Origin of the sequence: Pseudomonas sp. NBRC 111133 (genome assembly GCF_001320605.1) — a bacterium.
GTDB lineage: Bacteria > Pseudomonadota > Gammaproteobacteria > Pseudomonadales > Pseudomonadaceae > Aquipseudomonas > Aquipseudomonas monteilii.
This window is the reverse complement of the sequence record NZ_BCBJ01000004.1, coordinates 22,953-35,624: the sequence shown is the minus strand read 5'-3', so window position 1 is coordinate 35,624 and position 12,672 is coordinate 22,953. Positions and strand designations below refer to the sequence as shown.

17 protein-coding genes, 1 tRNA gene and 1 pseudogene are annotated in these 12,672 nt (G+C 59.8%); 9 read left to right on the top strand and 10 right to left on the bottom strand.

Annotated features, from left to right (window positions below; genetic code table 11):
• Positions 1–62: 62 nt before the first annotated feature.
• Both APH36_RS02170 and APH36_RS02165 read right to left on the bottom strand, forming a co-directional pair.
• Entirely contained in the window at positions 63–275 is a 213-nt protein-coding gene (locus tag APH36_RS02170) for a cold-shock protein (RefSeq protein WP_003250656.1), read from the bottom strand.
• Between the two features lie 162 nt (positions 276–437).
• Positions 438–743: a hypothetical protein gene (locus tag APH36_RS02165; protein ID WP_016711340.1), complete on the bottom strand. Its 306-nt coding sequence runs from the start codon at positions 741–743 to the stop codon at positions 438–440.
• Between the two features lie 337 nt (positions 744–1,080).
• Here APH36_RS02165 and thrS point away from each other — a divergent pair, with 337 nt between their 5' ends.
• The 9 genes from thrS to APH36_RS02120 all read left to right on the top strand — a co-directional run bounded on the left by thrS (position 1,081) and on the right by APH36_RS02120 (position 8,562).
• Positions 1,081–3,003, top strand: coding sequence for a threonine--tRNA ligase (thrS, locus tag APH36_RS02160; protein ID WP_060497300.1), 1,923 nt, complete (start codon positions 1,081–1,083; stop codon positions 3,001–3,003).
• The gene (gene infC, locus APH36_RS02155) at positions 3,003–3,554 is read left to right on the top strand and encodes a translation initiation factor IF-3 (RefSeq protein WP_177337068.1); all 552 of its coding nucleotides are present in this window, start codon (positions 3,003–3,005) and stop codon (positions 3,552–3,554) included. The genes thrS and infC overlap by 1 nt, the downstream gene beginning before the upstream one ends.
• Positions 3,555–3,616: 62 nt before the next feature.
• Positions 3,617–3,811, top strand: coding sequence for a 50S ribosomal protein L35 (gene rpmI, locus APH36_RS02150; protein ID WP_003250667.1), 195 nt, complete (start codon positions 3,617–3,619; stop codon positions 3,809–3,811).
• A 27-nt stretch (positions 3,812–3,838) separates the two neighbouring features.
• Positions 3,839–4,195, top strand: a complete 357-nt coding sequence (gene rplT, locus APH36_RS02145; protein WP_003250671.1) for a 50S ribosomal protein L20 — start codon at positions 3,839–3,841, stop codon at positions 4,193–4,195.
• Between the two features lie 109 nt (positions 4,196–4,304).
• Positions 4,305–5,321, top strand: coding sequence for a phenylalanine--tRNA ligase subunit alpha (gene pheS / locus APH36_RS02140; protein WP_060497299.1), 1,017 nt, complete (start codon positions 4,305–4,307; stop codon positions 5,319–5,321).
• A gap of 33 nt (positions 5,322–5,354) precedes the next feature.
• Positions 5,355–7,736 (top strand): phenylalanine--tRNA ligase subunit beta, encoded by a 2,382-nt coding sequence (gene pheT, locus APH36_RS02135; protein WP_060497298.1) that lies wholly within the window; start codon positions 5,355–5,357, stop codon positions 7,734–7,736.
• 4 nt (positions 7,737–7,740) lie between these two features.
• The gene (gene ihfA, locus APH36_RS02130; RefSeq protein WP_003250679.1) at positions 7,741–8,043 is read left to right on the top strand and encodes an integration host factor subunit alpha; all 303 of its coding nucleotides are present in this window, start codon (positions 7,741–7,743) and stop codon (positions 8,041–8,043) included.
• Positions 8,024–8,380: a MerR family transcriptional regulator gene (locus APH36_RS02125; protein ID WP_003250681.1), complete on the top strand. Its 357-nt coding sequence runs from the start codon at positions 8,024–8,026 to the stop codon at positions 8,378–8,380. The genes ihfA and APH36_RS02125 overlap by 20 nt, the downstream gene beginning before the upstream one ends.
• A gap of 105 nt (positions 8,381–8,485) precedes the next feature.
• Positions 8,486–8,562, top strand: a tRNA-Pro gene (locus APH36_RS02120).
• A gap of 79 nt (positions 8,563–8,641) precedes the next feature.
• Here the strand turns inward: APH36_RS02120 and APH36_RS02115 are convergent.
• The 8 genes and pseudogenes from APH36_RS02115 to APH36_RS02090 all read right to left on the bottom strand — a co-directional run bounded on the left by APH36_RS02115 (position 8,642) and on the right by APH36_RS02090 (position 12,568).
• A pseudogene (locus APH36_RS02115) lies at positions 8,642–9,805 on the bottom strand (tyrosine-type recombinase/integrase).
• The gene (locus APH36_RS32510; RefSeq protein ID WP_223624038.1) at positions 9,691–10,095 is read right to left on the bottom strand and encodes an AlpA family transcriptional regulator; all 405 of its coding nucleotides are present in this window, start codon (positions 10,093–10,095) and stop codon (positions 9,691–9,693) included. Before APH36_RS32510 ends, APH36_RS02115 begins: the two are co-directional and overlap by 115 nt.
• 19 nt (positions 10,096–10,114) lie before the next feature.
• The gene (locus APH36_RS31985) at positions 10,115–10,291 is read right to left on the bottom strand and encodes a hypothetical protein (RefSeq protein ID WP_177337067.1); all 177 of its coding nucleotides are present in this window, start codon (positions 10,289–10,291) and stop codon (positions 10,115–10,117) included.
• A gap of 62 nt (positions 10,292–10,353) precedes the next feature.
• Entirely contained in the window at positions 10,354–10,680 is a 327-nt protein-coding gene (locus APH36_RS02110; protein ID WP_060497297.1) for a hypothetical protein, read from the bottom strand.
• A 56-nt stretch (positions 10,681–10,736) separates the two neighbouring features.
• Entirely contained in the window at positions 10,737–11,060 is a 324-nt protein-coding gene (locus APH36_RS02105) for a helix-turn-helix transcriptional regulator (protein ID WP_060497296.1), read from the bottom strand.
• 43 nt (positions 11,061–11,103) lie between these two features.
• The gene (locus tag APH36_RS02100) at positions 11,104–11,670 is read right to left on the bottom strand and encodes a hypothetical protein (RefSeq protein WP_060497295.1); all 567 of its coding nucleotides are present in this window, start codon (positions 11,668–11,670) and stop codon (positions 11,104–11,106) included.
• Complete coding sequence (locus tag APH36_RS02095) at positions 11,667–11,921, bottom strand: hypothetical protein (protein ID WP_060497294.1); 255 nt, start codon at positions 11,919–11,921, stop codon at positions 11,667–11,669. The genes APH36_RS02100 and APH36_RS02095 overlap by 4 nt, the downstream gene beginning before the upstream one ends.
• Entirely contained in the window at positions 11,918–12,568 is a 651-nt protein-coding gene (locus APH36_RS02090; RefSeq protein ID WP_060497293.1) for a hypothetical protein, read from the bottom strand. Before APH36_RS02090 ends, APH36_RS02095 begins: the two co-directional genes overlap by 4 nt.
• Positions 12,569–12,672: the final 104 nt, after the last annotated feature.

Genomic DNA, 12,672 nt, shown 5'->3' with positions numbered 1-12,672 from the left:
GGGGGGTCAAACACCCATAAAAAAACCCGCCACAAGGGCGGGTTTTTTTACAGCTATCCGAATTACTCCGGACGAACCTGTGCAGCCTGCATGCCCTTCTGGCCGCGCTCGGCGACGAAGGAAACAGTCTGGCCTTCTTTCAGGCTCTTGAAACCGTCAGATTCGATGGCTTTGAAGTGAACGAACAGGTCGTCGCCGCCGCCTGCTGGGGTGATGAAGCCGTAGCCTTTCTCATCATTGAACCATTTGACGGTGCCTTGTTGGCGATTGGACATGGGTGAATCTCCAGAACATTTAGTTTTTTCAGTGGTGCAATGCGGCCGAGGCTACGGAGCACGGGACACATCATAGTCTAATTCTGCGCATCTAGCGCCTTTTACCTTCGCAGGATATTGATCCAGCTCAAAGAATGGCTGGCTGATCCTGGCTTTAAGGTTTCAGCTCTTAGGCTTGCACGCCTGCTGAACGACCGTCTGGGCCTTCTGCATCAGCTTGGCGTCCACCCCGTCGTTGCTGTCCAGGTCGGCAATCTCCGCGTCGGTGAAATTCTTTTTGATGGCCTGGGCGCCGCAGTCGCAGTGTTTTTTCGCGGTCGCGGCGTCAACGCCCTGGCCGCTGGCCACTTGCGTGCACTGGGCCATGTAGCCAGCTTCCTTGCCTGGTGGGAAGTTGCCAGCGTTCGCCGCCATCGGCAGCAGCAGGGCCCCAGCGGCCGCCAGGGCCAGAAGAGACGGAACTCGCATAACCAGTTACTCCTTGGGTTAAGGTCTCATCAAGAGTAGGTTGCTTCCCAAGGTCTGATAGGAATTTTTCCGCGTTAGTTCAGCCGAAGTCCGTAATTTCCAAATATTTCTGCCTGGCGTGCAACCCGCGTGCTAGCATGCCCGGCTTGCAGCTGACAACGTTCAGCTTGCAGCTATCTTTTTTCTTTCCAGTCACTCTGGTTCGTCCCTCGCAAGCCGAAAGGCTTCTGCCACTGTGAGGCAGGCTTCCTGTAAAGGAGGGCAGGTCGGATCTTGTACTGGCTCATCCCAACCCACGTGACCTTTGGTAGGGGTCACCACTAGGAGAGGAGGCGCCATGCCCGTTATTACTCTTCCCGATGGCAGTCAACGTTCGTTTGATCACGCCGTATCCGTAGCCGAAGTCGCCGCATCCATCGGCGCCGGCCTGGCCAAGGCCACCGTGGCCGGCAAGGTCGACGGCAAGCTGGTCGACGCCTGTGACCTGATCAGCCACGACGCCACCCTGCAGATCATCACCCCTAAAGATGCAGAGGGACTGGAGATCATTCGTCACTCGTGTGCCCACCTGGTTGGCCACGCCGTGAAGCAGCTGTACCCGACCGCCAAGATGGTGATCGGCCCGGTCATCGATGAAGGCTTCTATTACGACATCGCCTACGAGCGCCCCTTCACCCCAGAAGACATGGCCGCCATCGAAAAGCGCATGATGGAGCTGATCGACAAAGACTACGACGTGGTCAAGAAAGTGACCCCGCGTGCCGAAGTCATCGACGTGTTCACCGCCCGTGGCGAAGACTACAAGCTGCGCCTGGTCGAAGACATGCCGGACGAGCAGGCCATGGGCCTGTACTACCACGAAGAATACGTCGACATGTGCCGCGGCCCGCACGTGCCGAACACCCGCTTCCTCAAGGCATTCAAGCTGACCAAGCTGTCCGGCGCCTACTGGCGCGGCGATGCCAAGAACGAGCAGCTGCAACGCGTGTACGGCACCGCCTGGGCCGACAAGAAGCAGCTGGCTGCGTACATCCAGCGCATCGAAGAAGCCGAAAAACGCGACCACCGCAAAATCGGCAAGCAGCTCGACCTGTTCCACCTGCAGGAAGAAGCCCCGGGCATGGTGTTCTGGCACGCCAACGGCTGGACCGTGTATCAGGTGCTTGAGCAGTACATGCGCCAGGTTCAGCGCGTCAACGGCTACCAGGAAATCAAGACCCCGCAGGTTGTCGACCGCATCCTCTGGGAGCGTTCCGGCCACTGGTCCAACTACGCCGAGAACATGTTCACCACTTCGTCGGAAAGCCGTGACTACGCGGTAAAACCGATGAACTGCCCGTGCCACGTGCAGGTATTTAACCAGGGCCTGAAGAGCTACCGCGACCTGCCACTGCGCCTGGCCGAGTTCGGTGCCTGCCACCGTAACGAGCCGTCCGGCGCCCTGCACGGCATCATGCGCGTGCGTGGTTTCGTGCAAGACGACGCGCACATCTTCTGCACCGAAGAGCAGGTGAAGAAAGAGGCCGCCGACTTCATCAAGCTGACCCTGGACGTGTACAAGGACTTCGGCTTCACCGACATCGCCATGAAGCTGTCGACCCGCCCGGCCAAGCGTGTGGGCTCCGAAGAGCTGTGGGACCGTGCCGAAGGTGCACTGGCCGACGCCCTGAACGAATCCGGCCTGGAGTGGGAATACCAGCCAGGCGAAGGCGCCTTCTACGGCCCGAAGATCGAGTTCACCCTGCGCGACTGCCTCGGCCGTAACTGGCAGTGCGGTACCCTGCAGTACGACCCGAACCTGCCAGAGCGCCTGGATGCCAGCTACATCGCCGAAGATAACAGCCGAGTACGCCCGGTCATGCTGCACCGCGCCATCCTTGGTTCGTTCGAACGCTTTATCGGCATGCTGATCGAGCACTACGCTGGCGTGTTCCCGGCGTGGCTGGCGCCAACCCAGGCTGTGATCATGAATATCACCGACAAACAGGCCGATTTTGCCCTCGAGGTAGAAAATACCCTGAACGGTAGCGGTTTCCGTGCCAAGTCGGACTTGAGAAATGAGAAGATCGGCTTTAAAATCCGCGAGCATACTTTGCTCAAGGTCCCGTACCTTTTGGTTATAGGGGATCGCGAAGTCGAAACGCAGACCGTCGCCGTACGCACCCGTGAAGGCAAAGACCTCGGCTCCATGCCGGTGGCTGAATTCACGCAGCTGCTCAACAGCGCTGTTGCCCAGCGCGGTCGCCTAGAATCGGAGTAATGACTATTAAGCGTGAAATGAGAAACGATAAACGAACTGCACCGAAAGCCCCGATCAACGAGAATATCTCGGCACGCGAGGTTCGGTTAATTGGCGCTGACGGCGAGCAGATTGGCATCGTCTCGATTGATGAAGCGCTTCGTATCGCTGATGAAGCGAAGCTGGATCTGGTAGAAATCTCTGCAGACGCGCAACCGCCCGTCTGCAAGGTCATGGACTACGGCAAGCACCTCTTCGAGAAGAAGAAGCAGGCCAACGAAGCCAAGAAAAACCAGAAGCAGATCCAGATCAAAGAAATCAAGTTTCGTCCAGGGACGGAAGAAGGGGATTACCAGGTAAAACTACGCAACCTGGTACGTTTCCTTACCGATGGGGACAAGGCCAAGATCTCTCTGAGATTCCGCGGCCGTGAGATGGCCCACCAGGAGCTGGGCATGGAGCTGTTGAAGCGGGTCGAAGCCGACCTCGCCGAATACGGCGCCGTTGAGCAGCATCCTAAGATGGAAGGACGCCAGCTTATGATGGTCATCGCCCCCAAAAAGAAGAAGTAATCTCCCGGGCACGGCAGGCCTGATGATTATTGTGTAATTTTTATCGAATGCGGAGTTCCAACATGCCAAAAATGAAAACCAAGAGCGGTGCTGCGAAGCGCTTCCTGAAGACCGCTTCCGGCTTCAAGCACAAGCACGCTTTCAAGAGCCACATCCTGACCAAAATGTCGACCAAGCGTAAGCGTCAACTGCGCGGTGCCAGCCTGCTGCACCCGTCTGACGTGGCAAAAGTCGAGCGCATGCTGCGCGTACGTTAATTCTGGTTTAGATAGAGGAAGTTACTCATGGCTCGTGTTAAGCGTGGCGTCATCGCTCGTAAGCGTCACAAGAAAATTCTGAAACTGGCTAAAGGCTACTACGGTGCGCGCTCGCGCGTATTCCGCGTTGCCAAGCAGGCTGTCATCAAGGCTGGTCAATATGCCTACCGTGACCGTCGTCAGAAGAAGCGTCAGTTCCGCGCACTGTGGATCGCTCGTATCAACGCCGGTGCCCGCACCAACGGTCTGTCCTACAGCCGTCTGATTGCTGGCCTGAAAAAGGCTTCGATCGAAATCGACCGTAAGGTTCTGGCCGATCTGGCAGTGAACGAAAAAGCGGCGTTTGCTGCGATTGTCGAGAAAGCTAAAGCCGTTCTGGCTTAAGTACCCGAGGCAATCACCCGGCGGCGCTAGCGTCGCCGGGCATTGAACGTCATCGATAGGGGAAGAGCCTTCAAAGCTCTTCCCCTATTTTCGTATCTGGAGTCTGTACATGGAAAACCTGGATGCGCTGGTCTCTCAAGCCCTGGAGGCCGTGGAGCGCGCTGAAGACATCAATGCCCTGGAACAGATCCGGGTAAATTATCTCGGCAAGAAGGGCGAGCTGACCCAGGTGATGAAGACCCTGGGCAACCTGCCAGCCGAAGAGCGCCCGAAAATCGGCGCGCTGATCAACGACGCCAAAGAGCGCGTCACCGTTGTGCTCAATGCCCGCAAGGCCGCCTTTGAAGAGGCAGAGCTCAGCGCTCGCCTGGCTGCCGAATGCATTGACGTCACCCTGCCAGGCCGTGGCCAGGCCACCGGTGGCCTGCACCCGATCACCCGTACACTCGAGCGCATCGAGCAGTTCTTCACCCACATCGGCTACGGCATTGCCGAAGGCCCAGAGGTGGAAGACGACTACCACAACTTCGAAGCGCTCAACATCCCCGGCCACCACCCGGCCCGGGCGATGCACGACACCTTCTACTTCAATGCCAACATGCTGCTGCGCACCCACACCTCGCCGGTGCAGGTGCGGACCATGGAGTCCACCCAGCCGCCGATTCGCATTGTGTGCCCGGGCCGCGTATACCGCTGCGACTCGGATATCACCCACTCGCCGATGTTCCACCAGGTCGAAGGCCTGCTGATCGATCGCGACATCAACTTCGCCGACCTCAAGGGCACCATCGAAGAATTCTTGCGCGTGTTCTTCGAAAAAGAACTGGCGGTACGTTTCCGCCCATCGTTCTTCCCGTTCACCGAGCCGTCCGCCGAAGTCGACATCCAGTGCGTGATGTGTTCCGGCAATGGCTGTCGCGTGTGCAAGCAAACCGGCTGGCTCGAAGTGATGGGCTGCGGCATGGTGCACCCGAACGTGCTGCGCATGTCTGGCATCGACCCGGAAGAGTTCCAGGGCTTCGCCTTCGGCATGGGCGCCGAGCGCCTGGCCATGCTGCGCTATGGCGTCAACGATTTGCGTCTGTTCTTCGACAACGACCTGCGCTTCCTCGCGCAATTCCGCTAGGTCAATGCCCGACGCAACTTTCAGGAGAACAGCATGAAATTCAGTGAACAGTGGCTGCGCGGTTGGGTAAACCCGCAAGTCTCCCGTGACGAACTGGTCGCCCGCCTGTCCATGGCTGGCCTCGAAGTCGACAGCGTAACCCCCGCTGCCGGCCAGTTCAGCGGCATTGTCGTGGGCGAAATCCTCGCCACCGAGCAGCACCCGGACGCCGACAAGCTGCGCGTGTGCCAGGTAAGCAACGGCCAGGAAACCTTCCAGGTCGTGTGCGGCGCCCCTAACGCCCGCCCAGGCATCAAGATCCCGTTCGCCATGATCGGTGCCGAACTGCCAGGCGACTTCAAGATCAAGAAGGCCAAGCTGCGCGGCGTCGAATCCTTCGGCATGCTGTGCTCGGCTGCCGAGCTGCAGATCAGCGAAGAAAACGATGGCCTGCTGGAGCTGGCTGCCGACGCCCCGGTTGGCGAAAACATTCGCACCTACCTGAGCCTGGACGACGCCAGCATCGAAATCGGCCTTACGCCGAACCGTGGTGACTGCCTGTCCATCGCCGGCCTGGCCCGCGACGTCAGCGCCCTGTACAACACCCCGGTCACCCGCCCGGTGGTGCCAGCCGTACCGGCTGCCCACGACGAAGTGCGCCCGGTCGAAGTCAGCGCCCCGGTCGCCTGCCCGCGCTACCTGGGCCGCGTTATCCGTAACGTCGACCTCAGCAAGCCCACCCCGCTGTGGATGGTTGAGCGCCTGCGCCGCAGCGACGTGCGCAGCATCGACGCCGCCGTCGACATCACCAACTACGTGATGCTCGAACTCGGCCAGCCGATGCACGCCTTCGACCTGGCAGAAATCAACGGCGGCATCCGCGTCCGCATGGCTGAAGAGGGCGAAAAACTCGTCCTGCTCGACGGCCAGGAAGTTGCCCTGCGCGCCGACACCCTGGTTATTGCCGACCACACCCGCGCCTTGGCCATCGCTGGCGTCATGGGTGGCGAGCACAGCGGTGTAAACACCGAAAAAACCCGCGACCTGTTCCTGGAAAGCGCCTTCTTCGAGCCGATTTCCGTCGCCGGTAAAGCCCGTTCCTACGGCCTGCACACCGATGCCTCGCACCGCTACGAGCGCGGCGTCGACTCGCAGCTGGCCCGCGAAGCCCTCGAGCGCGCCACCCAGCTGGTACTGGACATCGTCGGCGGCGAAGCCGGCCCGGTCGTCGAAGCCGTCAGCGAACAGCACCTGCCAAGCGTGGCCCCGGTCACCCTGCGTGACGAACGCATCACCCAGATGCTCGGCATGCAAATGGACCCCGCCCAGGTCGAGCAACTGCTCAACGCCCTGGAGCTGACCACGACCCGTGATGGGGAAGGGCAGTGGACTGTCACCGTCCCAAGCCACCGTTTCGACATCAGCCTGGAAGTGGACCTGATCGAAGAGCTGGCCCGCCTGTACGGGTACAACAACCTGCCGGTACGTTACCCGCAAGCCCGCCTGGCCCCACAAGGCAAGCCGGAAACCCGTGGTGACCTGCCAACCCTGCGCCGCCTGCTGGTTGCCCGCGGTTACCAGGAAGCCATCACCTACAGCTTCATCGACCCGAAACTGTTCGAACTGTTCAGCCCGGGCGTAGAGCCACTGCTGCTGGCCAACCCCATCTCCAGCGACATGGCCGCCATGCGCGCGTCCCTGTGGCCGGGCCTGGTCAAGGCGCTGCAGCACAACCTGAACCGCCAGCAAGACCGCGTGCGCCTGTTCGAAAGCGGCCTGCGCTTCGTCGGCCAGCTGGGCGACCTGCAACAGCAGCCAATGATCGCCGGCGTTATCACCGGTAGCCGCCTGCCAGAAGGCTGGGCCAACGGCCGCGACGGCGTCGACTTCTTCGACGTTAAAGCCGACGTGGAAGCCCTGCTGGGTTACTCCGGCGCGCTGAGCGACTTCACCTTCAGCGCCGGCAAGCACCCAGCCCTGCACCCAGGCCAAACCGCCGCCATCGAGCGTGATGGCAAGCTGGTCGGCTACCTTGGCGCCATCCACCCGGAGCTGGCCAAAGCCCTGGACCTGGACCGCCCGGTGTTCCTGTTTGAGCTGGTGTTGGGCGACGTGGTCGAGGGCCGCCTGCCGAAATTCCGCGAGCTGTCCAAGTTCCCGGAAACCCGTCGTGACCTGGCGTTGATTGCAGGACGTGATGTGCCTTCTAGCGCGGTGCTTGAATTAATTCGTGACAATGCAGGCGAATGGCTCACAGACCTCAGGCTGTTTGATGTCTACCAAGGTAAAGGCATTGATCCTGATAGAAAAAGCCTTGCCGTCGGCTTGACCTGGCAGCATCCATCGCGCACTCTTAACGACGATGAGGTGAACACTACCCTGCAAAACATCCTCACCTCGCTCGAACAAAGGTTGAACACCACGTTAAGGAAATAACGGCATGGGTGCTCTGACGAAAGCTGAGATGGCCGAAAGGCTGTACGAGGAGCTGGGGCTTAACAAGCGTGAGGCCAAGGAGCTGGTCGAGCTGTTTTTCGAAGAAATTCGGCACGCACTTGAAGAGAACGAGCAGGTGAAGCTGTCCGGTTTCGGCAACTTCGACCTCCGCGACAAACGCCAGCGGCCGGGCCGCAACCCCAAGACAGGGGAAGAGATCCCGATCACCGCACGGCGCGTCGTCACCTTTCGTCCAGGGCAGAAGTTGAAGGCCCGGGTTGAGGCCTATGCTGGAACCAAGCCATAACGACGAACTGCCCCCCATACCGGGTAAACGCTACTTCACCATTGGTGAAGTGAGCGAGCTGTGTGCGGTAAAGCCACACGTGCTGCGGTATTGGGAGCAGGAGTTCGACCAGCTTAACCCTGTGAAGCGGCGGGGTAACCGGCGGTATTACCAGCGGCAGGACGTGCTGATGATTCGCCAGATTCGTGCGCTGCTTTATGACCAGGGGTTCACCATTGGCGGGGCGCGGTTGCGGCTTTCCAGTGATGAGGCTAAGGATGAATCGAGCCAGTACAAGCAGCTGATTCGGCAGATGATTGTTGAATTGGAGGATGTGTTGGTCGTGTTGAAGAAGTGAGCTGGGCTTTTTCTGATGGGTGGAAATTTTTTTGAGAAAAAGGTTTCATTTATCAGAGAGTTAGGTTAGATTCTTCATCGTTCTCAGAGGTTATGAGAATGTAGTCGGGGCGTAGCGCAGCCCGGTAGCGCACTTGCATGGGGTGCAAGGGGTCGAGTGTTCGAATCACTCCGTCCCGACCAATAATCCCAAGGACTTAGGCCATTTCCGCAAGGGGTGGCCTTTTTCCTTTGCGTGACTTTTGCGTGACTTCTCAGGTTTTTACGCCTGCCTCCTCTTCAAAATCGTCAGCACCGGCCCACGCGAGTCCGTCGCTGAAACTTTGTTTGCCGCCTCTATCAACTGTCCCAGCTCCGCGCCAGAATAGTGACTGGTCACGCTGCCGTTCTTGTGGCCAAGAAGCGACTTCCGATCTTCCTCTGTTACACCAGCTGCTTTCAGGCGCCTGCCGAAAGTGTGCTTCAAATCGTGAACCCTGATGGAAGCGAACCCAGGGTGTGCCGGCCTCAGATTTTGCTCCTGCCAGAGCTTTGCCGCGCGCACCCTCGCTTTCTTCCAGGCCGAGTCGTTCATCCTGTGCATTCCGGTGCCGTTGTAGGGGAATACTCATTCCCGACTAATCCCTCGCTGCCCGTCGATGATCGACTTTGCCACGCTGTTCAGCACCACCAGGCGCTCGTCCCGGTTCTTCACGCCTGAGTTCTCGTGCCGGCCACCGAAGTCGGCAGGTATCAGAAAAACAGTGGTGCCCAGTTCGGGTACCGAGATCTCCTAATCCCACCTCAGTTTGCAGACCTCCTGCTCTTGGCAGCCCGTGTTCACCTTGAACAGGGCCATCTTATGCAGGTGTTCCGGCAACTCCCCAAAGAGAATCGACTGCTCGTCCCATGACATCGGGTATGGCTTTCGACTGGCTCTCTTCTCCTCCAGCTTGGCCAGCAGCGGAATGCTGTCGAGCCAGGGCCTGCGCTCTTCATCCCGCCACTTACGGCAAGCCAGCGACAGCACGCGAATCACTCGTTCAATCGCGATGTTCACCGTCCTGTTGCTGACTGCCTTCCGCACCTTCCCATTCGGAAAGTCTTCGTCCGTCTGCCGGTCCCGAATGAACGGGGCCAGCGCCTGGTCGTCTATGTACGTCAGCGGCAAATCGCCCAAGTATGGGTCCAGCTGTTGCAAGCATAGGGCGGTCAGCTTTATTGACGGCTGGTCCTTGTGCTCGAGTAGGTACCTGGTTGCCGCCTCCCGAAAGGTTCGCACCTGCCGAACGCCGTACACCTTGCGCTGCCGGATCTGCTCCAGCCGGTGAATCAGGTACTTTTCCGCTTCCGCCCGGTCACAAGCTCCAGTGCTTTCGTAAAGTCTTTCGCCGTTGATCCTCTTGTCGATGTGCCAGATGCCGTTCCTTTGGGAAAGGCATGTGATTGTCTTTCGCGCCATCCCTTATCTCCTGATGGGCGCTCGCTGCCGGGTGATTGTCGTCCCTGAGCGCCTTCTTTCGCAATTGCCATGGCCTGGATGTAGTCGTTCACCCAGGCGTCCAGCTCTTCCCGGTCGAAACCGATGCCGCGCTCCCCAATGGGGAATTCGCTCACATGCGGCCTGACGGTCTTGTTGAATTCCGATCGGCACATGCCGAGGTAGTGGGGTGCATCGCCGGCGCGGATGATGCGCGGCTGAATGCGAGCGGCCGGTGCCGCGCTGGCGTTCGCCATGTGGTTCTCCTGCGGCCGATCAGGCCGTGAAGTGGTGCCCGACCTTCGCCGCCCGGGCGGCTTCCTCGGTGCGGAACATGAGCCGGGTTGTGCTGGTGCTGCCCCAGCTGTCGTACTCAACGTCGACCCACCAGGCGCCGAACTTGCGGTACGGCTTGACGAGGATCTTCGTGACGTAGCAGTCGATCAGGTTCATGGATGGTCTCCACGCCGCCGATGGCGGCAGGTTGGTGGTCAGGCCGTGGCCGCGGCAATGGTCTACTCGAAGCGCGAGGCAAGTTCGGCGTTGGCCTCGGCCTTGGCCAGGCTGTCGGCAGTACCCTTAGCCCGGTGCAGGGTTTCGTACTTGCGCAGTTGGGCGGCGGCGTCGGTCAGGTCGGAGAGAAGCTGAGGGGCCTGGGCGATAAGGATGGCGTTCGCTACCGATTCATCATCGTCATAGCTCAGCCCTTGGGCTACTACCGTATAGCCCTCTCGGCCTTCGTCCCAAAGCACGATGTGGGCGGTACCTTCACGATCACCGCGGCCGAAAACTTCAAGCGGTTCAATTTCCCACGGGCCAGGTGTGTGTTTGTGTTTCGTCATGGCAATAGCTCTCCATGCCCGCGCATGTCTGCGGGCTTGAGTAGTTGGGGGAGGGGTTACTTCGTGATCAGGTTTGCGATCACTGCAATCATCAGTGCTTCAGCTAGCCGTTTCGCCAGGGACTGACCTGAAACTGCCATTCGCACCGGGAATGAACTCATGAATGGGCATCGTGGAGCGGCGGGTGGATCCTGGCGCGGTGTGAGTTCGAGTTCGGCCAGCAAGGCGCGACCAAGTTTGCCGGATGAGGCACTGCGGCCGCACAAAACGTCGCTGATGGACGCTTGGCTCACACCAAGCTTACGGGCGAGTTCGGATTGGGTAATCCCTTTCTCTCGCATCGCTTTACGTATTTCTTCGTAGCTGACTGTATGATTCATCGCGGCGCCTTCCATACCAGGTAGGCCATGTAGGCGAGGGCGATCATGGCGTCACCTGCCTGATGTAGCCGGCGTCGATCATCGCCTCGATCACCTGTCGGGAAACGGACTCCGCTGGAATGTCTCCCCGGAAACACTCAAGCGTTCTTGCGATGGCAGTGTGAGCGTTGCGGACCTTGTGCAGGCGTTCATCTGCAGCGATCTGCTCCGGAGTGCGGGCGGGCCGGAACGAAACCTCCAGCCCGAAGTGCGCCCACTCATCACCAGTTTCTTCGAGGCACATGATTTTCTTGTGGCCGTGAGCGGTGATCGTGACGCGCTGCCAGCTGCTTCCCTCTTTGTCGTGGAACCTTCGTTCGCACACCACCCCTACCGGTGGAAGGCCTGTGCCGTCCCATTGCCCCGGTCGAGGCGTGATGTACTGGACCTGGCCGCGCGTGAAGTTGTGCCGCGTCTCGCCCGCGCCACCGCCATATGGATAAGCGCGATCCTCGGCTCCGACCACGGCGTACTGGTCCATGTTGATCCACACCTCGGTTATGCCGTGATGGGCGATTAGGCCATGGCCGTCTGCCCATTCTGGCGCTTTGCTCCAGTCGATCTTGCTCACAGCTGATACCTCTCATCAATCCAGCACCCAGGCGCCAGAGCGGGTGTAGGTCCGTTGTCCTGCTGTTCGTGCGGGGAGAGCTGGCGCTCGTTGCCGGCCTGCAGCTGGCTGTCGGGGATACAGCTGATGCCGACTCCGTTCAGCAGGTAGCAGGTGACGCCGCGCTGGCTGTCGTGCTGCATGTCGATGACGTTCTCGGTTGCGCTGGCGCCGGTGGCCAGCAGCAGGAGGCAGAGGGCGAGGCGGGTCATGGCTCGATCCTCTTGAACTCGACGACCCAGACCCAGGGGTTGCCGTTCCATGATTCATCGCCGTTGATGCTGCTCCAGAGGCACTCGAATAACTGGGCGGCAGTCAGCGTCTCGTCGGCGTCTGGCGCGCGGCGGAGAAAGCCAACACCTTCGGCCTCGGCCTGCTCCTCACTGATGTCCTGCAGCAGCTCGACTCGCACTGCGGTGATTTCCAGCAGGATGCGGCTAGCCCAGCGCGGCATGTGGATCGAGGGGCGCCCTCGGCCCTGCGAGATCATTGCGCAACCTGTCTGCCGGACACTTCCATCGGCAGGGTACATGATGGGCTCGCCCTGGCTCAGGTCGCGCGGTGCGATCGAATCGAGTTGAGCATCTGCCAGCCAAGCCTCGCGAACCCACAGGCGGTCACCGAATTGGCCGTAGGGGCAGACAATCGGGTGCTCAGTACCTTGAGCATCCATGCCGCTCTCGTCAAAAGTGTGCATGGGGCGCCAAGACTCGTCTTCCTGCTGGTGAAGCTCGAAGCTGCTATCAGCGCTCCGCATGCTGGGCTTGATCTCGCGCCGTGTGACAGTCTTCTGGCCGTTTAGGATGGCGCGGACCATATGCCCGCTGAACAGGATCGGGCGTTCCTTTGCTTGAGACATAGCTTCGCCTTGGCCGCCATATCGCGGCAGTGAATAGAGGGGAGAGGGGAAAGGTTTTACTGGAAAATTTGCACGGCTTTAGTAGGCTGACCGAAACGTCAACT